The organism is Neorhizobium alkalisoli (assembly GCF_007829835.1).
Taxonomy (GTDB): domain Bacteria; phylum Pseudomonadota; class Alphaproteobacteria; order Rhizobiales; family Rhizobiaceae; genus Neorhizobium.
Genome location: NZ_VIWP01000016.1, coordinates 70,079 through 93,267, shown reverse-complemented (window position 1 = coordinate 93,267; position 23,189 = coordinate 70,079). Strand labels below are relative to the sequence as shown.

The 23,189-nt window shown below is 58.3% G+C and carries 20 protein-coding genes and 1 pseudogene; 10 read left to right on the top strand and 11 right to left on the bottom strand.

Annotated features, from left to right (window positions below; genetic code table 11):
• The coding region (locus tag FHW37_RS31195) for an MFS transporter (protein ID WP_145643454.1) at positions 1–348 on the top strand (348 nt) is incomplete at its 5' end.
• A gap of 169 nt (positions 349–517) precedes the next feature.
• Here the strand turns inward: FHW37_RS31195 and FHW37_RS31190 are convergent.
• Both FHW37_RS31190 and FHW37_RS31185 read right to left on the bottom strand, forming a co-directional pair.
• Positions 518–1,264 carry an SDR family oxidoreductase gene (locus FHW37_RS31190; protein WP_145643453.1) on the bottom strand — a complete coding sequence of 249 codons (747 nt, stop codon included), beginning with the start codon at positions 1,262–1,264 and terminating at the stop codon, positions 518–520.
• 22 nt (positions 1,265–1,286) lie between these two features.
• Positions 1,287–2,045, bottom strand: coding sequence for an SDR family NAD(P)-dependent oxidoreductase (locus tag FHW37_RS31185; RefSeq protein ID WP_145643452.1), 759 nt, complete (start codon positions 2,043–2,045; stop codon positions 1,287–1,289).
• Positions 2,046–2,269: 224 nt separating this feature from the next.
• Here FHW37_RS31185 and FHW37_RS31180 point away from each other — a divergent pair, with 224 nt between their 5' ends.
• The 4 genes from FHW37_RS31180 to FHW37_RS31165 all read left to right on the top strand — a co-directional run bounded on the left by FHW37_RS31180 (position 2,270) and on the right by FHW37_RS31165 (position 6,231).
• On the top strand, positions 2,270–3,244 hold the full coding sequence (locus FHW37_RS31180) for an AraC family transcriptional regulator (RefSeq protein WP_145643451.1): 975 nt from the start codon (positions 2,270–2,272) through the stop codon (positions 3,242–3,244).
• 228 nt (positions 3,245–3,472) lie between these two features.
• The gene (locus FHW37_RS31175) at positions 3,473–4,381 is read left to right on the top strand and encodes a LysR substrate-binding domain-containing protein (protein WP_145643450.1); all 909 of its coding nucleotides are present in this window, start codon (positions 3,473–3,475) and stop codon (positions 4,379–4,381) included.
• 169 nt (positions 4,382–4,550) lie between these two features.
• Positions 4,551–5,903, top strand: a complete 1,353-nt coding sequence (locus tag FHW37_RS31170; RefSeq protein ID WP_145643449.1) for an acyclic terpene utilization AtuA family protein — start codon at positions 4,551–4,553, stop codon at positions 5,901–5,903.
• Position 5,904: 1 nt separating this feature from the next.
• Entirely contained in the window at positions 5,905–6,231 is a 327-nt protein-coding gene (locus FHW37_RS31165) for a DUF4387 domain-containing protein (protein ID WP_145643448.1), read from the top strand.
• A gap of 96 nt (positions 6,232–6,327) precedes the next feature.
• Here FHW37_RS31165 and FHW37_RS31160 read toward each other — a convergent pair whose 3' ends face one another.
• Genes FHW37_RS31160 through FHW37_RS31130 form a run of 7 tightly spaced genes read right to left on the bottom strand, consistent with a single transcriptional unit; the run spans position 6,328 to position 12,455 of the window.
• Positions 6,328–7,002 (bottom strand): RraA family protein, encoded by a 675-nt coding sequence (locus FHW37_RS31160; RefSeq protein ID WP_145643447.1) that lies wholly within the window; start codon positions 7,000–7,002, stop codon positions 6,328–6,330.
• A 16-nt stretch (positions 7,003–7,018) separates the two neighbouring features.
• Positions 7,019–8,038, bottom strand: coding sequence for a C-terminal binding protein (locus FHW37_RS31155; protein ID WP_145643446.1), 1,020 nt, complete (start codon positions 8,036–8,038; stop codon positions 7,019–7,021).
• A gap of 27 nt (positions 8,039–8,065) precedes the next feature.
• On the bottom strand, positions 8,066–8,818 hold the full coding sequence (locus FHW37_RS31150; protein ID WP_145643445.1) for an amino acid ABC transporter ATP-binding protein: 753 nt from the start codon (positions 8,816–8,818) through the stop codon (positions 8,066–8,068).
• Positions 8,815–9,618, bottom strand: coding sequence for an ABC transporter permease subunit (locus tag FHW37_RS31145; protein ID WP_186458493.1), 804 nt, complete (start codon positions 9,616–9,618; stop codon positions 8,815–8,817). Before FHW37_RS31145 ends, FHW37_RS31150 begins: the two co-directional genes overlap by 4 nt.
• The gene (locus tag FHW37_RS31140) at positions 9,615–10,331 is read right to left on the bottom strand and encodes an amino acid ABC transporter permease (protein ID WP_145643444.1); all 717 of its coding nucleotides are present in this window, start codon (positions 10,329–10,331) and stop codon (positions 9,615–9,617) included. The genes FHW37_RS31145 and FHW37_RS31140 overlap by 4 nt, the downstream gene beginning before the upstream one ends.
• A complete protein-coding gene (locus FHW37_RS31135) occupies positions 10,328–11,533 on the bottom strand; it encodes an alpha-hydroxy acid oxidase (RefSeq protein ID WP_145643443.1) in 1,206 nt (401 codons plus the stop codon). The genes FHW37_RS31140 and FHW37_RS31135 overlap by 4 nt, the downstream gene beginning before the upstream one ends.
• Positions 11,534–11,570: 37 nt before the next feature.
• Complete coding sequence (locus FHW37_RS31130; RefSeq protein WP_145643442.1) at positions 11,571–12,455, bottom strand: transporter substrate-binding domain-containing protein; 885 nt, start codon at positions 12,453–12,455, stop codon at positions 11,571–11,573.
• 144 nt (positions 12,456–12,599) lie between these two features.
• On the opposite strand from FHW37_RS31130, the gene FHW37_RS31125 reads away from it, so the two are divergent.
• Positions 12,600–13,493 carry a LysR family transcriptional regulator gene (locus FHW37_RS31125; protein ID WP_145643441.1) on the top strand — a complete coding sequence of 298 codons (894 nt, stop codon included), beginning with the start codon at positions 12,600–12,602 and terminating at the stop codon, positions 13,491–13,493.
• Positions 13,494–13,881: 388 nt separating this feature from the next.
• On the opposite strand, the pseudogene FHW37_RS31120 reads toward FHW37_RS31125, so the two are convergent.
• Positions 13,882–14,522: pseudogene (locus FHW37_RS31120) on the bottom strand (phosphotransferase enzyme family protein); the annotation flags it as partial.
• A gap of 558 nt (positions 14,523–15,080) precedes the next feature.
• On the opposite strand from FHW37_RS31120, the gene FHW37_RS31115 reads away from it, so the two are divergent.
• From FHW37_RS31115 to FHW37_RS31100, 4 genes are read left to right on the top strand one after another with little or no spacing between them, the layout of a single operon-like run.
• Positions 15,081–16,613 carry a Wadjet anti-phage system protein JetA family protein gene (locus FHW37_RS31115; RefSeq protein WP_145643440.1) on the top strand — a complete coding sequence of 511 codons (1,533 nt, stop codon included), beginning with the start codon at positions 15,081–15,083 and terminating at the stop codon, positions 16,611–16,613.
• Entirely contained in the window at positions 16,603–17,277 is a 675-nt protein-coding gene (locus tag FHW37_RS31110) for a DUF4194 domain-containing protein (RefSeq protein WP_145643462.1), read from the top strand. The genes FHW37_RS31115 and FHW37_RS31110 overlap by 11 nt, the downstream gene beginning before the upstream one ends.
• Positions 17,274–20,732: an SbcC/MukB-like Walker B domain-containing protein gene (locus FHW37_RS31105; protein ID WP_145643439.1), complete on the top strand. Its 3,459-nt coding sequence runs from the start codon at positions 17,274–17,276 to the stop codon at positions 20,730–20,732. The genes FHW37_RS31110 and FHW37_RS31105 overlap by 4 nt, the downstream gene beginning before the upstream one ends.
• 4 nt (positions 20,733–20,736) lie before the next feature.
• Positions 20,737–21,915, top strand: coding sequence for a Wadjet anti-phage system protein JetD domain-containing protein (locus tag FHW37_RS31100; protein ID WP_145643438.1), 1,179 nt, complete (start codon positions 20,737–20,739; stop codon positions 21,913–21,915).
• Positions 21,916–22,296: 381 nt separating this feature from the next.
• Here FHW37_RS31100 and FHW37_RS31095 read toward each other — a convergent pair whose 3' ends face one another.
• On the bottom strand, positions 22,297–23,169 hold the full coding sequence (locus FHW37_RS31095; RefSeq protein ID WP_145643437.1) for an AraC family transcriptional regulator: 873 nt from the start codon (positions 23,167–23,169) through the stop codon (positions 22,297–22,299).
• Between the last annotated feature and the right edge of the window lie 20 nt (positions 23,170–23,189).

Sequence of the window (23,189 nt, the reverse complement as noted above, 5' to 3'; positions counted from 1 at the left end):
TACACGGCGCTGGCGATCATCCTGGCATTTCTTTTCTGTTTCCAGAGCATGGTGTCGACGACATATTGGCTGATGATGTCGGAACTCTTCCCGCAGCGGCTTCGCGGCATGATCGTCGGTATTGCCGTGTCACTGCAATGGCTGTTCAACGCGACCGTCGCGTTCCTCTTCCCCGTGATAATGGCATCGGTCGGCAATTCGACTTTCTACATCTTCTGCTGCATCAACATTCTCTCGCTTCTGTTTGTCGTTCGCTTCGTGCCGGAGACGCGTGGCAAGTCGCTTGAGAAACTCGAGGAAGAGCTGGAGCAGGAACTCTCGCCCGATGCTGCCGCTGTTGCGGCCTGAGTTGCTGACACGCAAAAAATCAGAAGGGCCTGCAGCACGCTTTTCCGCAGGCCTACGGCATCAGTTAGCCTTGACGACGTTTCAGGTGGTTGAATGTCATGTCGGATGAAAACCTGCCCGATTTCCATCCGGAACCACGCCATCCCGCATGCCGATAACAGAGCACACTTTAAATTTGCTCGATCGGCATGACAAAGAGTTCCGCAACGTTGACATGCGCCGGTGCCTGAGTGGCGAAGAGAAGTGCATCGGCAATGTCTTCCGGATCGAGGAACCTGATGGAGGTGCGGTGATCGTCGAGCAGTTTCCGCTTTTCTGGATCGGTCGTCTGTTCCGGGAGTTCGGTCATCACCCCGCCCGGCTGAATACAGGTGACGCGAATATTGTGTTTCTTGCTGATCTCCATCCGCAAACCCTCGCTGAAGGCTGTAACCGCGAATTTGGTGGCGGAATATACGGTGAAGCCGGGACCAAACACCTTCCGCCCCGCAATCGAAGACGTGTTGAAGATGTGGCCGGAGTGCTGGCGTATCATATGCGGCAACACTGCCGCCGTCGTGTTCAGCACGCCCTTGATATTGATGTCGACCATCGCATTCCATTCGTCCGTCTTGAACCGGTCGATTTCCGAGACAGGCATGACGCCGGCATTGTTGAAGAGGATATCGATCGAGCCGTAGCTGCCGATCAACGTCTCCATACCGCGCTCGATTGCGGTCGGGTCTGTGACATCCATTTCAAGGACGACAGCGTCTCCGCCCTTTCCGGCGATCTCGGCTCTCAAGGCGTAGAGGCGATCGGCGCGGCGCGCCGCGATCCCGACCTTGACGCCAGCGGCGGCGAGTTTGAGAGCGGTGGCGGCACCGATGCCGCTCGATGCGCCCGTGATTAGGGCGACTTTTCCATTGATGTTCATTGTCGTTCTCTCTTTGGTTTGCTCAAGCCTGGTCCGTCGGACGCAAGACGATTTCGTTGATGGCAACACGACGCGGATTGGTCACGATGAAAGCCACCGCCTCCGCGATGTCTTGCGGATGCATCTGCTCGACCTCGCCGAACATGCTGGCGAAGCCTTCCCTTTGCCCGGCCTTCTGGTCGAACAGCTCGGTTGCTGTCGCGCCGGGCTCGATGACCGAGAAGCGGACCGAGCGCCTGGTGAACTCCTGTCGCCACGCTTCGGTGGCGGCGGTCACCGCAAACTTGGTTGCATTGTAGATCGCCACCTGAGGCGCTGCGAAGCGGCCTGCGACCGAGGAGATGTTGACGACATCGGCGACATTGCGTGGGCTGCTGGCGACAGCATCGATAAGGTGTGGAAGTGCCGCCTTGGTGACATAGATCAGGCCGCGCAGGTTGATGTCGATCATCCGGTCCCATTCGCTAAGGGGGCTTTCGATCGATGGGCCATTGAGCATCAGGCCCGCGGCATTGATCAGCGTGTCCAGTCGGCCAAGCTCGGAGGTAATCCGGGTAACGACAGCTATAGCCTCGTCGGACGAGGTGATATCGGCTGCGATCGGCAGCACAATGCCGCCGTTCCGCCGAATTTCAGCTGCGAGCGCCTCGAGTCGATCGGCGCGGCGCGCCACGATCGCGACGACCGCACCTGATTGTGCAAGCCTGAGCGCTGCAGCCCGACCGATACCGCTGGACGCTCCGGTGACAAGCGCAACTGTGTTTTCGAGCCTCTCAAACATGAGTTTCTCTCCTTCTCGCATGTGTTCGCAAAGGACAGGCAAGATATTGTGACCCATTCGGTCGCGTCGAGCTGGCCTGACATGGTTGGGTTGTATCGTTCGATGGGGAGATATCGTTAGCCCAATGCTTCCGAGTTTTTGCCTGATCGTCTGGGACGAGAAAAATCCGCAAGCACTCGTCTCTCGTGTTCGCTATGCTCGAAACTGAACGGAGATCCCGAAGAATGCTGTTTCGACTGAATGAAGCGGATCAGTTGCGGCGCGCGGAAACTGTCCAGATGCGTGCCGTGCTTGGAGCAAACATTGCCCGATTTCTCGGCGACCGGAATGATCTGGAAACGGCGATCCCCGGACTGGACTTGGTCCGGCGGACCTCTGTCACACCTCCCGACTCCTATCTCTATGAACCGAGCCTTGCGATGATCGTGCAGGGAGGGAAGCGGGTCGTACTTGGCGATGCTACCTATCTTTACGACGAATCCCGATTTCTGCTGACGGCCGTCAATCTGCCCACGATCACACAGGTTCTCAAGGCTACTCCCGAAGAGCCGTATATTTCGGTCGTATTGAAACTCGATCTCACCGCGGCCAAGCAGATGATTACCGACATCGATCTCGGCGATCAGGACGCTGCCGCAGATGGTGCGGGAATGGCGACTGGACCGGCAACCGTCGCCCTTCTTGGCACTCTCACGCGTCTGATCGATCTTCTCGACGCGCCGACCGACATTCCGATTTTGAGCGGCCTTATTCAACGCGAACTCCTTTACCGGGTGCTTGTTAGCCCAGCCGGTGCGCGCCTGCGTCAGATCGTACGCCTTGGTACCCAGGGCAATCGTGTGGCTCGCTCGATCGACTGGCTGCGCCACAATTATATCCGTCCGCTACGTGTTGCGGACATGGCAGCAATCTCCGGAATGGGCGTATCCACACTTCACCATCATTTTCGGCTATTGACGGCAATGAGCCCGCTCCAGTTCCAGAAGCATCTGCGTCTGCATGAAGCGCGACGCCTTATGCTGAGCGAGGACCTTGACGCGGGCAGCGCTGCACTGAGGGTGGGATATGAGAGCGCAACGCAGTTCAGTCGCGAATATCGCCGTCTGTTTGGTGCTCCGCCAATGCGCGATGTGAAGGCGCTCCGGTTGACCAATGCAGCCGAGCTTGCAGCCTCTAAGCAGACGGCTGTCCGGTTATAGGCAAAAACTGGTCGAATCCCTTGACAATGGCGTGCGTCTAGAAAGCGTCGAGGCCCTGGTGACATCGGCCGCCTTTATCCAAAATCCATCTTGTGCCCGGCAAATGATGACCGGCATGAGGGCGGCCATAGCGCTATCAAGGCAATTTCAGGATCTGGCAGCCGAGTGGTCTGAATCTCCGATTATAAGGGATTGAAATCCTCGCGCTGGGTCGAGTAGCCTTCCGTCATGAACGTAAGACAGCTCGAAGCCTTCAAGAGCATCATGGAACTGGGGAGCTTTACGCGGGCTGCGGAAAAGCTGAATCTGACCCAGCCGGCAGTAAGCAAGCTGATCGTTCTCCTTGAGCGGAAATGCGGCTTCAAACTTTTCATCCGCCAGCAGAACGGCGTCGTGCCGACGGTGGAAGGCGAGATGCTTTATGCCGAGGTGGAGCGTGTGTTCCTCGGGCTTGAATCTGTCTCTGCGCGCGCTGAGGCCATACGCAAATTCGATTACGGCAAGATCGATATCGTCACCTTTCCCTCGTTCGGAACACGGGTTTTGCCATCGATCCTTGCCGAATTCATCAAGGATCGCCAGCTCACCATCAACCTCTCCAGCCGTAATTCTCGACTGCTGGTCGATCGTATTGCGACGCAAGGCGTCGATGTCGGTTTCGGCATGGCGAGGTCCGAACGGCCGGGCGTGATATCCGAGCTTTTGTGTTCGATGCAGGCCGTGTGCGTTCTTCATCCCGATCATCCGCTTGCTGGGCGTAGCTTCATCTCGGCGCCGGATCTGGAGGGGGAGCGTTTTATCTCGTTGGCCGACGAGGATGGTGTTCAGATCGATATCGACAGGGTGTTTGCCGAACGCGGGATCAGGCGCGACATCGTGCTGAAATCGCAGCTGACCGAGGCCGTCTGCTCCTTCGTGGCAGAGGGGCTCGGCATAGCGATCGTCGACCCCTTGAGCACGGTCGGCTTTGGGCGCCATGAACTCGCCGTCAAGCGCTTCGAGCCTCAGATCCGCCAGGACATATGGGTTATGACGCCAAGCTTCCGCCAGACATCACTGACGACCCAATCCCTTGTCAAACATGTCAGAAAAGCACTTGCGATCAGATTGGACGAGATCACCAGCAGCCTTGTTTGAAGGAGCTTCGGCGCTCTTCATCTGGGCGTCGGCATGACGGGAAGTTATGCCTGACCAGCCATAAGCAATTGGCCGCCAAAACCTTCCGAACGCTATTCTCATGCCTGTGATGACGCAGGCCGTTCAAGCCGGCGCATCCATTCGCAAACGGCGTGGGGATAGGCGATTTATGGGTGAAGCAGGTTCGATTACAGTTCTGACACCGACGGGAACGCTCGGATATGGGTTCGGCGCGGAGGCGCTCTCGCGCGGCATGACGCTTGGTCCGGCCGTCATTGCGGTCGATGCCGGCTCTACCGATCCCGGGCCGTCCTATCTCGGCTCCAGCAAGCCGCTCGTGTCTGACTACAGCATTCGCCGGGAGCTGAGGGATCTGATTTCGGCAGGCCACAAGGCCGGCATTCCGGTGATCGTCGGTAGCGCCGGCGGTGCCGGTACGGGAGCTCAGGTCGATCGGACCACGGCACTGGTGCGCAGCATCGCCGCCGAACTGGGTATCCACCTGCGGCTCGCCTGGATCTATGCAGATATCCCGATCGAACGTGCGAAGGCTGCCGTCGCGAAAGGCGAGGTTCTCGATTTCGAAGCCGGCGAACCTTTGACTGAAACGATCCTCGATCAGACCTGCAGCCTCGTGGCGCAGATGGGGCACGAGCCGATCTGCGCGGCCCTGGAAGGCGGCGCCGATGTCATCATTGCCGGGCGCGCCTGCGACGATTCCGTCATCGCCTCCTTCCCGATCTGGAGAGGTGCGGATCCGGCGCTTGCCATCCATATGGGCAAGATCCTCGAATGCGGCGCCTTCTCGGCGGAACCCTTTGCCATGGATGTGATGCTCGGCACGATCGGCACCGACCATTTCATTCTCGAACCGGGCAGCATCGACCGTCGCGCGTCGGTCAAGTCGGTGGCCGCCCACTCCCTCTACGAGCGGGAAAACCCGTTTTTCCAGGGTGGTCCCGGTCATGCGATGGATCTGTCCGATTGCCGTTTCGAACAGCTCAATGAGCGGCAGGTGAAAGTGACCGGCGCGAGGATTTCGGAAACGGAAGATTATTACATCAAGCTCGAAGGCGCCCGCCTTGCCGGTTATCGGTCGATCTGCATTGCCGGCCTGCGCTGCCCGACTTTGTCGGGAGCGATCGATGGCCTGCTGGCAGAGGCGAAGGCTAAAGCGATCGCCTATTTTGCGCCGGAAGAGGTTGCGATCAATTTCCATCTCTACGGTCGCAACGGCGTCATGAAGGAGCTGGAGACCGAAAGCCCGTCAGGCCATGAACTGGGTCTCGTGATCGACGTCGTTGCCGATCGGCAGGATCTCGCCCATGCCGTCTGCCACCAGATCAGCGGTGGCCTGCTGCATTGGCATTATCCCGGCATCGTCAACCCATCGGGCAATCTGGCCTTTCCCTATTCGCCTTCCGATCTCGATCTCGGGCCGCATTACGAGTTCAGCGCCTATCACCTGATGAAGGTGACAACGCCGACCGAGCTGTTTCCCGTTCACTTCGAGGATCTTTGAAATGGCACACCGCCCCCTGCACCAGCTGGCCGATATCGTGCGCAGCAAAAATGCCGGCCCGTACCGGATAACCTTCGACGTGATCTTCACGGACAGGGCGCGCTACGAACATGTGCGTGACAGCGGTGCAATCACACCGGAAAGCGTGGCATCCGCCTATGGTCTGCCGCTTTCGCAGATCTCGTCCTTTTTCCATATCGACCAGGCGATGGCGATCAAGGTGACGATCATCCGGCCACGCGCGCAAGGCAGCGGCGGTGATGGTGACATGTATGGTTGCCAGCATCATGTGCCGCTGATGAAGATCGCAGTCCCCGAGGACGCCTGACAGGTGCCAGCCTGCTGTGATGGACAGGGCGGCCGGATTGCGCGGCACCGACCGGATATGGCCGGTGCCGCGTCTGGGTCCAGGCCCGCCACATCGTTATTTCAGGGCAGGAAGGATGGTGTCCGGGGTTTTCATCTTGAACAGGGCCGGGATCGGCGCACCGCTTTTTATCTCTCTGACCCAGGCCTCTTCTTTGGCGAGGTGTGCCTGAGCGGCGGCCAGCACCGTGCCTGCCATTTCGAGCGGCACCACGACGACGCCGTCATCATCCCCGAGCACGATATCGCCGGACCTGACCGGCACGCCGCCGACTGCCGCCGGGCCGTCCATCACGCCGCCAAATCCCTGATGCGGTCCCTTGGGCGTCGCGGCACTGCAATACATCGCAAAGCCTGCTTCACGCATTTCGGTAATGTCGCGGATCGCCCCGTGAACCACGGCGCCGCCGAGCCTCCGGTAAACCGCCTCTGCCGTCATGATGCCGCCCCAGACCGCGATTTCCACTGCCCCGCCGGCATCGACGACGATGACCTCGCCGGCACGCGCCTCGCTGATCATGATGCAGATCGGCCAGCAATCGCCGACCATCGTGGTCACCGTCCGCGCCTGCCCGCAGATCGGCTTGCCCGGTGAAATCGGCTTGATGGAGGAGGTCATCACCTGGGTGCGGTTCATGCAGTCGGAGGCGACAGCGGGCGGGATCTTTCGCCAGGCATTGAGTTCCGCATCGGTGAGAATGCGATAATCGACCTCGTATTGTTGCAGCGCCATCGAAGCGTCTCCGGGTTCAGGCGGCCTTGGAATTCCAGCCGGGATTGACGTTGTTGCGAAGGGTTCCCTCGACGAGATAGTCCATCAGGATCTCTGCGGAGAAAGTGCGCATGTCCTCGTAAGCGGACTCGGAATAGAAGGCGGCATGCGGTGTCAGGATCAGCCGGCCTGCCAGCCAGTCGGCATTCGTGCGCCAGGCTTCCACCAGCTTCGGCCTGGAAACCGGTGGTTCCTGCGGCAAAACATCGAGCCCGGCTGCGGTCAGATGGCCGCTATAAAGCGCGTCATACAAAGCATCGATATCGACCAGCCCGCCACGGGCGATATTGATGAGGATCGAGCCCTTTTTCATCGTCGCGAATTCGGCTGCGCCCATCATCCTGCGGGTCGCATCCGAGAGCGGCACATGCAGGCTGACGACGTCCGACCTTTCGAGCAGCGCCTTCAGGCTGCGGACCCGCTCGAAACCAAGGCTGAGATCGTGACCCTCGGGGAGATAGGGGTCGAAATAGACGATGTTCATGTCGAAGGCGGCGGCGCGACGGGCGATCGCCGTGCCGATCCGGCCCATGCCGATCGCGCCGAAAGTTGTCTTGCGCAGCCGCCGCACCGTCGGCACATCCTCGGCGACGAAGCCGGTGACGGGATCAGCCTTCATCCTGGCCTCATAGGTGCCGAGGCCGCGGACGATATAGAGCATCATTGCCAATGCATGGTCCGCCACTTCGGTCGTGCCATAATTCGGCACGTTGGCGACAGGAATACCGCGCGCCCTGCAGGCGGCCGTATCGACATTGTCGAAGCCGACGCCGACCCTCACGATCAGGCGGCACTTGTGCAGTTTCGCAACGGCATCGGCATTCAGGCGCATGCGGTGCCAGATCAGAACCGCGTCGCAATCGTTCCAGACCGCGTCCGGAATGGCGTTCGGGTCGAGCTCGTCATAGACGAGATACTCGATGGCATCGCCCGAGACGCTGCGCTCGATATCGAGATCGCGCATATGGGCGTCGGGCACGAGAACCTTGAATGGCATTTCGATCATTCCTGTTGGCTGAAGGGGTCAGAGAACCTTGTCGAGAAAATCCTTGAGGCGCGGGTCCGAAGGGGATTTGAACAGCGTGGCCGGAGGCCCGTGCTCGACGATGACGCCGCGATCGGTGAAAAACACCTCGTCGGCCACTTCTTCGGCGAAGCGCATTTCATGGGTCACCAGCACGCAGGTCATGCCGTCGCGGGCAAGGTCGCGCACGACGCCCAAGACCTCGCTCACCATTTCCGGATCAAGTGCTGCGGTCACCTCGTCGAACAGGATGACGCGTGGTTCCATGGCAAGCGCGCGGGCGATCGCGACGCGTTGCTGCTGGCCGCCGGAAAGCTCGCCCGGATAGGCATTTTCCTTGCCCGTCAGCCGCACCTTGGCAAGCAGGGCAGCTGCGCGATCGCGGACCTTTCTCGGATCCTCACCCAGCACCTGGATCGGCGCCATGGTGAGGTTCTGCATGACGGTGCGGTGTGGAAAAAGATTGTATTGCTGAAACACCATCGACACCTGATGGCGCAGCGGAATGAGCGCCTTGTCCGATTTCAGCGTTTCGACCGCGAAATCGCCGACCCGGATCGTGCCGCTATTGATCGGGATTAGACCGTTGATGCAGCGCAGGACCGTCGATTTTCCCGAACCGGACGGGCCGATGATGCAGACGACCGAGCCGTCATTGACCGAGAGCGAGATCCCTTTCAACACTTCGTATGTGCCGAAGGACTTTCGTACGTCGCGCATCTCGATGAGAGGTCTGGAGCCGGAGAGTGTCATGGCGATACGGTTCCGATGCGCCGTTCAAGCCAGCGCGTTAGAATTGCGATTGGGAAAGCGAACAGGAAGAACAGGAAAAGGATGTAGATGTAGATCGCCGAGGCGGTCGAACTGCCGGCCGTCTCGATGATCGTGCGGCCGACGAACAGCACGTCGGAGGCGCCGGTGACGACGACGAGGCTCGTGCCGATGAAGAGCATGGCGTAGATCGTCATGAGATTGGGGATCATCAGCGGCAGGGCCTGCGGCAGGACGATGTATCGCAGAATTTGCAGCCGCCGATAACCGAGCGAGCGGGCCGATTCCCATTGTCCGGTCGGGATCGCCTCGATCCCGCCGCGAAAGATCTCGGCAATATTGGCGGCAACCGGCAGCGACAGGCCGGCAATCGACTTGACCACCGGCGAGATGGTGATCCAGACGCCAAAAATCTTCATTTCGAACGGCAGAAGATAGAGCATGGCGTAAAGCACGACGAGCCAGGGCGAGTTGCGCAGCACGTTCATCACAAAGCCCGAAAGAAGCCGCGTCGGCCAGAATTCGGCGATCAGGCCGATACCGAGGATGATGCCGAGTGCGCCGGCAATCGCCATGGCCGCAAGGCTCATCCCGATATTGGCGATGAAGCCGCCCTGCAGGCTGGAAAAATCCGGCGAGCCGGTGAGCAGCATCGGCGTGCGGTCTGCGATGAAGGCAAGCGTCGCGCCGGTGCGGTCTCCGTAGATCATCGCAAGCAGGCCGATGAGGCAGAGAGGAACGCCGATAATGCCGAGCGCGAATGTGCGAAATTCACTGTTCATGGCCGGTCCACCCCGTAGCCGGGAATGCGGAAGAGGATTGTGATGCGGCGCAGGATCCAGACCGCCAGGCTGGCGATGACGACGTAGAGAAGCCAGATCAGCAGCATGACCTCCAGATTGCGGAACGTCTCGACCATGATCTGGGTCGCGCCGTACATGATGTCGGCGACGGCAACGAGGGCTGCCTGCGACGAGGTCTTGATCAGGCTGACGACATTGTTGGTCATGGCCGGCATGGACAATCTGAGCCCGATCGGCAGTTCGACATGACGGAAAGTCTGGAAACGCGTGTAACCGAGTGACCGGGCGCCTTCGACCGTCTGTGCTGGAACGGCGATCAGGCCGGAGCGTATGATCTCGACGGCCAGCGCGCCGTTATAGAGCCCGAGCGACAGGACGGCGCAGGTGAAGCCCGAAAAGAGCGGTATGCTGCGCCCGGTCGCCGGATCTGTCAGGGACAGGCCGAGGCTGGAGAGCATGAAATAGAGGAAGAAGAGCTGCACCAGCGGCGGTGTGTTGCGAAACAACTCGACCAGGATCGTGGTGATCGTTCCGAGCACGGGCGTGCGAAAATGCAGGAAGATCGCGCCGATAATGCCGAAGACCATCATCAGGAGAATGCCGAGGAGGCTCATCAGCAGGGTCGTGCCGATGCCTGTCAGCAGCCAGCGCTGATAGAGGCTGTCACTGAGCCAGCTGAAATCGAGGCTCATGCCGAAGCCTCCTGGTTGTCTGCGACCATCTCGACGTCGCGCAGGCCCTCGAGACCGCTGATGCCGAGCAGGGCCATGTTCATGCCGATCTCATGAGAGAGGAGGCTGATTGCATGTGCGACGCCGTCTCTGCCGGCCATTGCGGCGGCAAACAGCATCGGGCGCCCGACAAAGACGAAATCGGCACCCACTTTAAGGGCTTTCAGGACGTCCGATCCGCGCCGGATGCCGCCGTCATACATCACCTTCAGCGAAAGGCCCTTGGCGGTGATCTGTTCGAGCGAAGCAAGCGCGCTGACGGCGCAATCGATCTGCCGCCCGCCATGATTGGAGACGATGATGCCATCGATTCCGGCCTTTTCCGCAAGATCCGCATCCTGCGCGCTCATTACGCCCTTGATGACGAGATTGCCTTTCCACCGCTTGCGGACCATTTTGACATGCCGCCAGGAAAACGCATCGCGCCGGCCGATATCGCGGATGAGCGTGGAGGATAAGACCGGCGGGCCCGCCGAGGCATCCATGTTTTCGAACCGGAAATGGAAACCGGCCATGCGGTTGCGCAGCAGAACCTGCCGGACCCAGGAGGGGCGGCTGATGCCTTGCCATGCAAGCCTGAGATCGGTCTTGCGGATCGGCGACACGAAACCGTGGCGCGCCGCTCTTTCGTGCAATGGATGCACGGCCGTATCCGCGGTCAGGACCAGTGTCCGGAAGCCGGCCGCCTCGACCCGGTCGATCAGTCCGTCAATCCGGCTTTCTTCGCCGGGCAGATAAGCCTGGAACCAGCTCGAAGGGGCCGCGGCCGCAACCTCTTCCATCGCCGTCAGCGAGGCGCCGCTGAGGATGAAGGGCAAGCCCGCCTCTGCTGCCGACTGGGCCAGCACGATGTCGCCATCCGGGGCGATCATCCGGCTGAACCCCATCGGCGCGATGCCAAAGGGATGCGGATGCTCGACGCCGAACAATGTGGTGGAGGTCGAGCGCCCGGAGACGTCGACAAGCACCCGGGGAAAGAAGGCGCGCTCGCGAAAAGCGCGCAGATTTCGTGTGTAGACGGCCGCGTCTTCCGAAGCCCCCGCCACGTAGTGAAACAGGGCAGGGGGCAGGAAGCGCTCGGTCTCGGCCTCGAAATCGTTGAGGTTCGCGACCCGGCGCGACAGATGGTTTCGGGCCGGAGGCCTGATCTTGAGAGCGTACATAAATGCGTTCCGATGAGGATGTGAGGCGCGGCGCGCCTTACATCTTCGCCTTGGCTTCTTCCGCACGCTTCACGACATAGTCGCTCTTGCCGAGATGATAGCTCTCTTCGCCCTTGACCATGATCCCGGCCGCCTCGGCCTTGATAATGGCCTTGTTGACCGCTGCCGTGAACGCCGGCTCGCCCTTGCGCAGGCCGCCTGCAATCGGCACGTAATCGATCGTGTCGAGGGCGATCTTGTACTTTTCCTTCCAGCCCGGTTCGGTGACCTTCATGTTGAGGTTCGGGCCGTCATAGGCGATGGCGTCGCAGCGGCCGGTCTCGAAGGCATTGTAGATCTCGGAGGTTCCGGTGAAGAGGACGAGATCGGCCCCGAATTTTTCGGTGAGCATCCGGTTGTAGAGATTGCCCTGGCTACCGCAGATTTTTTTGCCGCGAATATCGTCCCACTTGGCGTATGTCGCATCCTTCGGGGCAAGCAGGACCATGCCGGCCATCATGTAGTAATATTCGGTGAAATCGATCACCTTGCGGCGCTCTTCATTGACGCCGAGCGTCGCGAAAATCACGTCGATACGGCCGGCATTGAGGAACTCGATGCGGTTCGACGCGACGACCGGGACAAATTCGATAGCATCTTCCGAGCCGAAAAGATCCTTGGCCACGGCACGGGCGAGATCTACCTCGAAGCCGACATTCTTGCCCTTTTCGTCGATGTAACCGAAGGGGACATAATCGTTGCGGATGCCGACGATAAGCTTGCCGCGATCCTTGACGCGCTCAAGCTGGTCGGCATGGGCGGCAGGCATGGCGAGAAATGAGCCTGCGACGCAGAACAGTGCAGCCGAGCACAGTTTTGAAAGCTTGGAGGTCAGCGGGCGGCGATCTGCGGAATTTCCTTTTCTGGCACTCTGCAAAGACATTCTGTTCCCCTTGTTGGTGTGTCGTTTGCATGCTCAGGCCTGCCTTTGGCCGGTCCTGATGGGTATGGAGGATGACGGGTCTGGCATAATAATCAAATAGATTATATTCTTCATAGAATAAGCAGAACTTATGATGGGTGGCTGTTGAATATTCGGCAGATTGAAGCTTTCCAGGCGGTGATGGCGGCGGGCAGCGTGACGCGGGCTGGCGAGCGTCTGAGCATTTCGCAACCGGCTGTCAGCCAACTGATCGCGCAGTTCGAGCGGCATTGCGGCTTTAAGCTTTTCGAAAGGCAAGGGAGCAAGATCCTGCCGACGCGAGAGGCGGAAGTTCTTTACGGCGAGGTTCAGCGCATGTTTGTCGGCGTTGCACAGATCGACCGCGTGGCTTCCGCGCTGCGCGAGCAGAGCTGGGGCGCGATGTGCGTTGCGGGTTTTCCCGCAATCACGCGGCGGATGATCCCCGATATGATCTGCAAGTTCAGCGCTACTCGTCCGGATGCGCATTTCCGGGTTGAAAGCCTGCGGTCGCGTATCGTCATCGATGCGGTCGCAACCCAGCATGCCGATATCGGCTTCAGTGTCATTCCCGGCGATCGCAGCGAAGTGGAAAGCGTGCTCCTGCACCGGCTGCCGGCCTATTGCATCCTTCACGAGCGGCATCCGCTGGCGGAGCGCGAGACAATTCATGCCGCAGATCTTGCCAACGAATTTTTCGTGTCACTGGGGCCACAAGATTCGTCGCGCAACAAGATCGACCGGATTTTCGACGACCTGAACATTCCTCGTCGGCTTCGTATCGAAGCGGGCGAATCGGAAACGACGTTTTCGTTTGTCGCTGCCGAGATGGGCGTGGCTGTGGTGGACCCGATCAGCGTGCACAATAACCAGTATAGCGAGGTTGTTGTGCGACGGTTCGAGCCGATTGTCGAATTCGAGATCTGGCTGATCCGGCCAAAGGCGCGCCGCCCTCTTAATCTGATAGAAGCTTTCGTGAAGCATGCCCTTGATTATCTGGCGGATTATTCTGCCCCTTAAGGCAATCTTTTGAAGCGCGGCGGCGTTATAGATTTGTGACCGTTTGTTGACTGACGCCCCTCAGGAAGGTTCAAGCGAACCCAGATTGCCAGCGTCCCCGATATTGCCAATATCAGCGATGTCCACCTTTCAGGTATCCGATGTAAATGCATACGACAATGAAATGATGAGTACAATAACTGCGCGCCAGAAGCGGAGAACTAATATATTTTAGCAGTTTATGTAATCGGAAACAGTGCCGAAGGTTCGCCTCCCCTCAAGACCCTTCGAAATGTTTCGCCTGCTATCTCCCGAAGCGGACCTGCGCTCGAACGTCGAAGCTTTAGGCTGGCCGAACTTCGGCGAGGCGTCTGACCGCGTATTCGTTCTTCCAACAGACGGCGGCTTACCAGCCAGCGGATGCTTGCGCGGCGATGTCATAGGCACCGTCGTCTAGGCTCGCTGTATTTCCGGGCAAGACGAGATCATGATCGGGAATATCGATATGGGCCTCGTCCCAGTCGATCAAAGCGACACAATCTGCAGTCATACGAATATTTCCCGGATTGTTGGGGTTGCCGTGAACTAAGCATATCTGGCGCCCGGCGAGCCACGCCCAAGCCGCGCGGCATCGAAGCACGCCCTCTGGCGGCATTTTAGTAAGATCAATCCTCGTTCCGGTTTCGACATGTAGGGGATCGATCGATGATTTCCAGCCCGGACGCTGTGGCTGGCCTACGGTCAAGTTATGTAGCCTGCGTAAGGTCTCGGCCACCTCAGTCCAGCCGGAAGCCGTCTGGGGCGGTCTGCCCTCCATGTATTTCATCACCACCAGCCGTTCTACGAACAGGCGACCATTGGTTGTCGGGATCGGCACCAGACGGCCATGCCACTGCGATCAAGATGTTGAAGCAACGCGGCTTCCCATGCGAGGTCGGCCTCGCTTCGGACACCGAGACGAGCGACTGCAATCTCGCCGCGGATGCGCAAACTCCACACGTCATTTGCAGATCTGCCCTTGAGACGCTCGAGGCGAACTGCGTCTTTCCCTCAATAGCCGGCGCGTATCCCATTCTCATCATCAAATTGGCAAGAGGCATAGCCAAGATTCACGATAATGAAATGTCCACAATTGACGCGAAGCGGCCAATAAAAAGGAAGCTGCGTCCGCTTCAGTGGCATCAAGTCAATAGGGTTAGCTTGTGTTGTACCGAGAGACGTTGGTTCGATTCCTCTCAATACCCGGAAAATTTGTGAGTCTCCCTGTGTTCAGCTCCCCCGAAACCAGTAATTCCCTCAAAATAGAGAAAATTATCATCGGCGACAATAAGTCCTCGCAAAGCTGATCATAAGTTGAAGGTCGCCGCTTCAAGTCAGGTCACATCAAAAACATTGTTCGCGAATGAACTTAGAATTCAATGAACACGAAGCCCAACAATTTTTTCTGGTGTTCAAAACTTCAAGCTGGCAGATGTTTTATAGTCATTGCTTAACTGTGATTGACTGCTAAACGGCATAGAAATTCACTGATTGCAGAATTTCCACTTTTCATGTGAGCTTCAAATGCTACCATAGGTTTATTTTCGTTGGTTCAACGGTTAATCGCATATGCCATTATTTAGATATCTATCTGATGATGCCTTCCTGATATTTTCACGCAAGCATCGCTACCTTTATGAGGCGGCATTGCTCGAAGCCTATGACCGCTTCTTTGCCAGCGGCGCAGTCTTTCCTATGCCGCAGGAATTGGTGCATGCGATCTACGATGTCATAGCCTCTCGACCAGAGCTTCTGGCCGATGCGGATGATCCCGTCGAAGGACTGCCGGAGGTAGTGTCGAAGGGGCGTCGCCGGCTGAAATTCGCGGGGAACGGCGACGAAGCTGGAGATAGAGCGCTCAAGGCAGCGCAGCAGGTCTATCAAGGTCTGGTGCGTACGGGCTGGCTGGAAGAAGAGGAATACGGCCTCAAGGTGACGGTTGACATGCCGATGGGCGCGCTGCTGGTGGTTCAGCGCCTCTCAAGCCTGAAGTCGGATGTCTCGCAGCGGTTCGGCGGGCTGGTGGTACATATCAAGGCCAGTCTTGAACTTGTCGAAAAACTATCGACGGAAAACCGCGACAAGTCGCGCTCGAATGCGGCGCATGCGCTTCGCGAGGCGCGTGTTCAGGCAGGTCAGTTCGTCAAGACACTGCGGGCCATCCTGTCGGATCTGCGGCGTATCCGCAAGTCGCTGATCGAATCAGAAGATCTTCGCCAGAAGATGGAGACCTATTTCGAGGACTTTATTGGCGAGTTGATTCTGAAGGACTTTCAGGCGATCCTTACCTTCAACCATCCCTATCGTTTCCGCGATCAGATCGTCACCACCGCACGGCGTATCTCCTATTCTGCGGAGCTTTTGCCGATCATCGCCGAGGGATATGTCGAAATCGGCATCGCACCGGATATTCAGCAGGCGCGGGACGAGGCGGTCAGCGACCTGCTGGCGATCGAGACGACCTTTGATACTATCGGTGACATGTTCGAGCGCATCGCCCAGTTTCGGCGAGCGCTGGAGACGCGGTTGCGTAACACCGTCAAATATGCCGAGCAGGGCGAACGTGGCTTGTCGTCGCGGGCGCGTGGTCTTGTAGGGCGTCTCGAAGCGTTGTTGGCCGCCAATCCCGGTAGATATGCCGAGCCGACCGTTCCGGCTTCCATTGAACCGATTTTTGTGCCGTGGTCTCAAAGTCAACTGGCGCGGCAGCGCCAAGCCAGATTGCCGATTTCAACCAGACCGCTGGCACTGCGGCCATATGATCCGGTTTATGCCTTTCGCAAGCGCATGCGCGCCGACTATCTCGAGCGCATTTCGCCGTCGCCCGAGCGAGTCCGGCAATTTCTGGCCCGCATCCTGGCGCCTGACCATACGGTTGAGGCGCGGTTCATCGCGCTTGAGACTGTAGATGACTTTCTCGCCTTCAATGCGGCGCGCCGTTACGCACTCACCGGAGAGATACCAAGTCCCGTCTCCGGGCAATTCGAACTCGAGTACCTGCCGGACAGCGAACCGCATGACTGCGAATGGCTTCGCTGCAGCAATTTCTCCATTCGCCGGCTTGGCGATCCGCACCATCGAGAGTTCCGGCATGTTGAGTGAATTCGAGCAGATCGAAGCGAGTTATGGTGTCGAGAAAGCGGCAGACTTGCGAAAGGCGTGCCGCTATCTGTTGCGGCACCAGTTCGCCTATTCCGGTGACCGCGGCGTCGCCACGATCTACAATACCCTGACCGACAACCGCTTTCGGCGCATCGCCGACGATTTCTTCGGCAGTATCGGCTATCGTGTCCAACGAAATGCGGACGAGCAGTGGGTCGGTATCCTGTTCGATGACGACGATATCTCGTCCATTCCTAAAATGCGCATTGACGAGACCATCGTCGTACTCGTGCTGGGCGGTCACTGGCAGGAGGATGCCGATGTGGGCAATCTGGTGGATCGGGCGGTTGCAGTGACCACGGTCAATGTTCTGCATGATCGCTATAGGGACATGCTGCAAGGTGGTGCGAAGGCGATGCTTGCGGCCTCCCGTTTTCTCGATCTGCTGAAGGACGTCGCCGCCCGCAATCTTATCTGGATCGGTGAGTTCGATCACGAAGCACAAGACCGCGAGGTTGAAATACGGCCTATGATCAAGTTCATCAGCGGCGCCGATGCCCTTGCTCGCCTCGAAACCTATGTGAAAAGCGAGGAGCAGGGGGCGCGCGCGGCCGCGGCGACCACCATCCTCCATCCCGTCGCCAGCGGGGACCAGCTGACATGATGGAACTGCGACGACTAACACTGGTCAATTGGCATTTGTTCGATGTGGAAGACATCGAGGTCCAAGGCAATTTTGGCATTCTCGGAGAAAACCGCTCCGGAAAGTCGACGATCCTGGATATGGTGCAAGTGGTTTTGTCGGGGGCAAGCCGGCAATATCTGCGGTTGAATGCCGTCGCCGGGGATGGCGGCAAGGGACGCTCTGCATCGAAACGCACGGTTCTGAGCTATTGCCTTGGAACGCTGGGCGATGGCGATGTTCGGCGTCCAGAAACGCTCACCTATATTGCCCTCGGTTTCGAGGATAAGCAGGGCACGAGGCCCCCGGTGACGATCGGCCTGGCGATCGAGGCGCGGCAGTCGGAAGCCTCGGAGACCATCCTTGGGCGCTTTGTGTGTATCGGCAGGTTGATGACGAGTGCCGATTTTACCGATAAGCGGGCCGATGGCACTTATGCCGCCCATTGGGATGACGTCAAGGTGCGCGCGATTGCGGCGGTCGGGCCTGCCAACTTCATCAATCATCGCGACAAGGCGATCGACTTTGTCCGCGAATATATGCGGCAGCTCGTTCCCAGTATGCCGAATGCCGAACAAAGCGCGACTTCGCTGCTGAAGGCCATCGTCAACGCGATGACCCTCAACCAGGGACATTCGGCCACGGAATTCGTCCGCCGCTTCATCCTTGAGGAAAATCCGATCAAGATCGGCGAGTTGCGCAGTTCGATCGAGACCTACCGCGGCGTCAGCGCGACCATAGTCACCCTGCGCGAGAAACTCGAAGCGCTCAAGGAGATCAGGGTCCAGGTTTCGGCCTTCGAGGAAAGTCTGCACCAGAAGGACCTGGCCGAGTGGTTGGCGCGCCGCGCACGTTGGCTGGCATCGCGTGCAGACAACCGGGCGATCAAGCAGGAGATCGCCGACGCACGTCGCTTTATCGATGCGGAGCGCGAGGATCGGGAAATCGCAGAGGAGGGGATCAAGGACGCGAAGCAGGAGATCCTGCGCCTGACAAAGGCGATTGCGGCACATGCCGCCAGATCGGGTCGGGATCAATGGCTGGAAACCTTTAAAAGCCTCACAGCCGAGCATGACCGATTGGCCAGAGAGATCGATCGGCGCCGCAGGACTGCTGCCGATCTCGTAGGCCTGATCGCGGGACTGGACGACGCAGATCTTGTGAAGGCCTATTGCAGGCAGGTCGCGTTGCACGATTTCGACCGGACCGGGCTTCGAGATGCCGAGCGTGCATTGAGGGCGACGGCTCTCGATATCACCGCAAAAATCGAGACACGCCGTCGCGCCGTCGCCGCGCAGATAGTGCCGCTGGAGAAGGAGATCGCTGATCTGCAAAAGGCATTGGAGCAGTCGCATCAACCCGGCTCCTCCGCCTATCTCTCGGATGTGACCAAGGCCCTCGTACGCCGGCTTGAAAGCCGAGGCATGGATGCCAGGCCGCTATGCGATCTGCTCGAGATCGTGGATCCGCAGTGGATCAATGCTGCAGAAGCACTGCTTGGCCGCGACCGGGAAGCCGTGTTTGTCGAACATCATCATATTCAGGATGCGACGGCGGTATTTCGCGATGGGCGCCGGGAGTTTATCGGGGCGTCACTGGTCAGCCTCAACAAGCTTGCCGAATTTCGTGAGGCGCCTCTGGCTGGAACATTTCCAACTCTGTTCAGAACGGAAGACCTGGATGCTCGCGCGTTTCTGCAACGTCGATACGGCAATGTCCGGCTTGCTCTCACGCTCGATCATTTTAATCTTCCTGGCCGTGCGCTGATGCAGGACGGCCTTTACGATGACGGGCTTGTGCGCAGCCATCGGTCGGTCAATCCGCGTGACCACAAGATCGGCAAATCCGCGCAGGCCGATCATCTGCGCAATCTGCGTGAGGATTTTATCGCCAAGGGCGAGAGCCTGTCCGAATTGCAGGGTAAGGATCGCCTCTTGGGACGTGTCGTCGCGGCGCTGCATTCAGTGGCGGGATCGGATGCCGACTTGCTTGCGGATATGCTGGACGGCATCAATGATTGCCGAATGCGAAAGGCGGAGGCGCAGATGCGGATCGATGCCATTGATGCCGCCGGTGATGACGGTCTGCGGGATCGGCTTGCCGCGCAGGAGGGCTTTCTTGGGCGCAAGGAAGCGGAACTGCGTGCCATCGAGGAACGTGTCAGGAAATATCATATCGATGCGCAGGCGGGAGAACGTAGCCTCTATAGTGGTGAGGGTACTGACGGCTCTACCGCAAACCTGAAAATTGCTCGATCCAAGTATCGGGAGTTCCGCAAACAGTACAACTACCCTGAGGGTGCTGCGGCCTATCGCGAAAGATTGTCTCGGTTGAGACGCTCTCAATCTGCGTCCCCCTTATCGAAGGTGCAATTGGCGCGCTCGGAGGCTGTTGCGCATCGTAAGTTGGGCCATCAATCGACAGACGCTGCGGCGCGGGCGGCGGAGCGAAACCGTATCGCCGAGCTGGAAACTCGCCAAGCGCTGCATGTCTATTTCAACAATGCGAAGTTCGGCGTGAGCTCGCAGGTCGGTCCCCAGAGTCCATTGATCACCGACATCAAGCCATGGATGAACCAGCTGATCGAAGACATTGAGGGCAATGAGCTGCGGCGTTACGAGGAAAAGGCCCGCGAGGCCTCGGAGCGCGCCTCCGTGTTGTTTCGCGGAGAGTTCGTGAATGCCCTAAATACACGAGTCTCAAAGATGGAGCGCGATATCGAGGCGCTCAATCGCAGCTTGAAGGGGCACCCGTTTCATCACGAGATCTACGCTTTTCACCGGACTGCAGAAGCCGAGTTCCAGCCTATCCTGAAGATTATCGAGATCAGTCGGATTTCTGACGACGCACTAGATGCCCTGTTCAAGCCTGACGTGCCTGACGACTTTCCGCACAAGGATACGATCAGCGCCGTCGAGCAGTTGCTGGAAGACCCGGACAAGGATGTTTCGCAATTCGAGGATTACCGAAATTTCTATACGTTTGAGATCCACATGGAGGATATTCGCACGAAGGCCAGAACGCGCTGGGAAACGCGACGCAATACAGGGTCAGGTGCCGAGCAGCAGGTGCCACTCTCTGTCGCCATCGGCGCCTCACTGGCGGCAGTATATGGCAGTTCCGACGCTCATTCCGGCCCTAGAGGCATGTCGCCGGCACTGTTCGACGAGGCGTTTTCGAAGATGGACGGTAAGAACCAACGCGCTATGATGTCGTTTTATGCCGATCTCGGCCTGCAGGTGGTCATTGCCGCACCACTGGAGAAGAAGGTGGCCATCAGCGGTTACATGCATACTCTGGTCGAGATCGACCGCATCGGCGAACAATCGTCTGCGGATACGGTCTACATCCGCCAGCGTGCGCGTGATGAGCTTCTGGCCATGAATCCGGAGACTCTGAGCGACGCCGAGATCATCGCACGCATGGCGGCCGAATAGCGTCGTGGTTCGCAAATTCGACAGTGCCGATGGTTTGCTTCACGATTTGCTCGATCGCTTTGAAGCGGGGGCCGCACAGCCGGTCGGTTATCCGGATCATGCCGCGTTTCCAAGTGTCACGGCAGGTGATGCGTTTGCGAGATCGATCGCTGCGGCCGAGAATGCAGGGTGCATCCACCGTGTTTACGGCAGCGGGCGCAGACGCGCGGAGCTCAAATTCGTCAGGCTTGTCGATGCCGGATCGCTGTACCAGTATCTTGGCCGGACGCCGGCTCGTGAGGCGGCCACAGGAGCCGGCGAGGCAATGCTGCAAGGGCTCGATCTGCACCCAAAGCTGCACGAGGCGGCTTTGTCGGCGATCGATGCATGGTCGCGTAACAAAACCTGGGCATACATGGGTGCCGATAATGCTGCATCCATGCGCGACGCCATCATTCTGGCACAGGCCATATTGGATGGGTCCCATCATGGGCTTGATTACCGCACATTCTCGCGTCGGACTGTTGCAAACAGCAAGGCACTGGAAAAGCTGGAAGGCGCGGTGCTGCGGCTGATCGGGGCCGTTATCGATATCCCGCCTTCGAACAATGCCCGCGCGGCTTTGGCAGCTCTTGGCTTGGAACGTTTTGGTCCGCCGCTGCTGCTGTCCGGTGCTTTTCTGCTCGATCAACAGCTCGTTTCGTCGTCGCTATCATATCTGGGTATTCCGCCAACTGAGATGATGCGGATAAGCTTCGCCATGTCCCCTGCCTATGTGCTGACGATCGAGAATTTTGCCAGCTTCAATCGGCACGTGATGGAAGTCGATCAGCATCGGATCGGCCTCACGCTCTATGTCGGCGGCTACCCTTCGCTTGCAACCCAAAAAGCGCTCTCTGAACTTGCTTCCATTCTGCCCGAGACTACGCCATTTTTCCATTGGTCAGACATCGATCCTGACGGCACCTGGATCTTTCGGACGATCGAACGCGCTTTGGGTCGGACCTTGCACCCGCATCTCATGTCGCGCCAGCTCGCAGAGGAGTTTGGCGAGGCACCGGTCGGGATTTTCAGGATGCGGCAGAACGAGACGTCTCGTTCCTTGATATCCGATCTTGTCGATTATTTTGCCGAGCCGGGAGCCAAGGTTATGGAGCAAGAGCAGATCGACCCCCAAATTCCGGAATGGTTCAGGTCGGATTGATGCGTTACTCTGAGAAGAAAAGATCCGACCACGTCGCTTAATTGATGATGAAACAGTTCCAGCTCAGGACGCAATAGACAAGTCTCCATGTCATCAGGCCCCCGCAACCAATTCTTTCTCTCGGAATACCGGAATAAACGAAAACAAAAGCAGCGCTAGATGCATGGTAACGTTAACGACCAAGCTCATCTCGCAGCATCCGCACGATCGGCATCGGACGGCGCCTGCTCTGTTCGCCGATGTTGTGGCGGGCCATGAAAAGAAGCCTGCGGATGGCGGTCTGATTATCGGCTAGATTGAATTTCTTCCGCAATTTCAAAATCTTGTCCTTGAAATTTCTGCCGGCATTTTGATCTCGGCGACGAATGGTAGGCGGTGCAATTATCGAAAGCCGTTCTCGCGACGCCAAGCAGCCGGAGTTTGGCCGGTTCGTTTCTTAAATGCCCGTATCAGATGCATGGCGTCACTGAAGCCTGTCGCTTCTGCAATAAGGTCGAGTGGAGCATCTGATTTGAGAAGATGTTCCTGGGCCATTTTGATTTTCTCCTCGAGCTGCCATTGGTACGGAGATATGCCGGTCGACGCTTTAAAGGCTCGGCAAAAGTGCCATTGCGACTGACCCAGCAGCGCAGCGAGTTCAGCAAGTTCGATCGATTGAGGAAGCCTGCTCAGCATGTAGTCCTTGACCCGGCGAACCTGCCAAGGGGCAAGTTTCATAGATTGTCGCTCGGTCAAAGGTATCGCGCTCAGCAAAGCCAGCACGCCCGCCACCAGGCTGTCGCCCAACAGGGAGTATGATCCTCCGGCATCGGGAATATCGAGGAGCATTTTTACCAGGGAGAGGATACGCGGATCGTTGAAGCGCAATCGAGGCTGTTCGAAGATGGCAGGTCGAAAGTCACCTTGCAGCCGCGCCTCCAGAATGGGGAGGTCGAATACGATCATGGCGTATCTGGCATAGTGAAGCTGACTTGAGTATCCCCACCATGGTAGCCCCCGCGATATTACCGCCATATGATTGGTGCTGTGCTCAACCGGGTTGGCTTTGTCTGGCTTCAGACGGCATTCCGTCGTGCTTCCGACCTCTGCCAAACTGACGGTAAATCGCGTTTCGTTTGCATGCGGCATCGGGTGTAGAACGCGGCCGGCGGCATGTTCATGAATGTCTTCGACAATAGCGCCATTCCAGATCCGGCTTCTCCTCTCGATACTCAGTACGTTCTCGGGGAGGTCATTCTCAAAGATCGTCGTCATATCGGCACCGGTGGCGCTTG

Excerpts from the sequence above, each read along its gene's own strand:
- FHW37_RS31185 (WP_145643452.1), bottom strand. The coding sequence starts at position 2,045 with ATGTTTGAGAGGCTCGAAAACACAGTTGCGCTTGTCACCGGAGCGTCC.
- FHW37_RS31110 (WP_145643462.1), top strand. The coding sequence starts at position 16,603 with ATGTTGAGTGAATTCGAGCAGATCGAAGCGAGTTATGGTGTCGAGAAA.
- FHW37_RS31105 (WP_145643439.1), top strand. The coding sequence starts at position 17,274 with ATGATGGAACTGCGACGACTAACACTGGTCAATTGGCATTTGTTCGAT.
- FHW37_RS31145 (WP_186458493.1), bottom strand. The coding sequence starts at position 9,618 with ATGAACAGTGAATTTCGCACATTCGCGCTCGGCATTATCGGCGTTCCT.
- FHW37_RS31155 (WP_145643446.1), bottom strand. The coding sequence starts at position 8,038 with ATGCCATTCAAGGTTCTCGTGCCCGACGCCCATATGCGCGATCTCGAT.
- FHW37_RS31160 (WP_145643447.1), bottom strand. The coding sequence starts at position 7,002 with ATGGCGCTGCAACAATACGAGGTCGATTATCGCATTCTCACCGATGCG.
- FHW37_RS31180 (WP_145643451.1), top strand. The coding sequence starts at position 2,270 with ATGCTGTTTCGACTGAATGAAGCGGATCAGTTGCGGCGCGCGGAAACT.
- FHW37_RS31170 (WP_145643449.1), top strand. The coding sequence starts at position 4,551 with ATGGGTGAAGCAGGTTCGATTACAGTTCTGACACCGACGGGAACGCTC.
- FHW37_RS31095 (WP_145643437.1), bottom strand. The coding sequence starts at position 23,169 with ATGACGACGATCTTTGAGAATGACCTCCCCGAGAACGTACTGAGTATC.
- FHW37_RS31165 (WP_145643448.1), top strand. The coding sequence starts at position 5,905 with ATGGCACACCGCCCCCTGCACCAGCTGGCCGATATCGTGCGCAGCAAA.
- FHW37_RS31150 (WP_145643445.1), bottom strand. The coding sequence starts at position 8,818 with ATGACACTCTCCGGCTCCAGACCTCTCATCGAGATGCGCGACGTACGA.
- FHW37_RS31130 (WP_145643442.1), bottom strand. The coding sequence starts at position 12,455 with ATGTCTTTGCAGAGTGCCAGAAAAGGAAATTCCGCAGATCGCCGCCCG.
- FHW37_RS31175 (WP_145643450.1), top strand. The coding sequence starts at position 3,473 with ATGAACGTAAGACAGCTCGAAGCCTTCAAGAGCATCATGGAACTGGGG.
- FHW37_RS31140 (WP_145643444.1), bottom strand. The coding sequence starts at position 10,331 with ATGAGCCTCGATTTCAGCTGGCTCAGTGACAGCCTCTATCAGCGCTGG.
- FHW37_RS31190 (WP_145643453.1), bottom strand. The coding sequence starts at position 1,264 with ATGAACATCAATGGAAAAGTCGCCCTAATCACGGGCGCATCGAGCGGC.
- FHW37_RS31115 (WP_145643440.1), top strand. The coding sequence starts at position 15,081 with ATGCCATTATTTAGATATCTATCTGATGATGCCTTCCTGATATTTTCA.
- FHW37_RS31135 (WP_145643443.1), bottom strand. The coding sequence starts at position 11,533 with ATGTACGCTCTCAAGATCAGGCCTCCGGCCCGAAACCATCTGTCGCGC.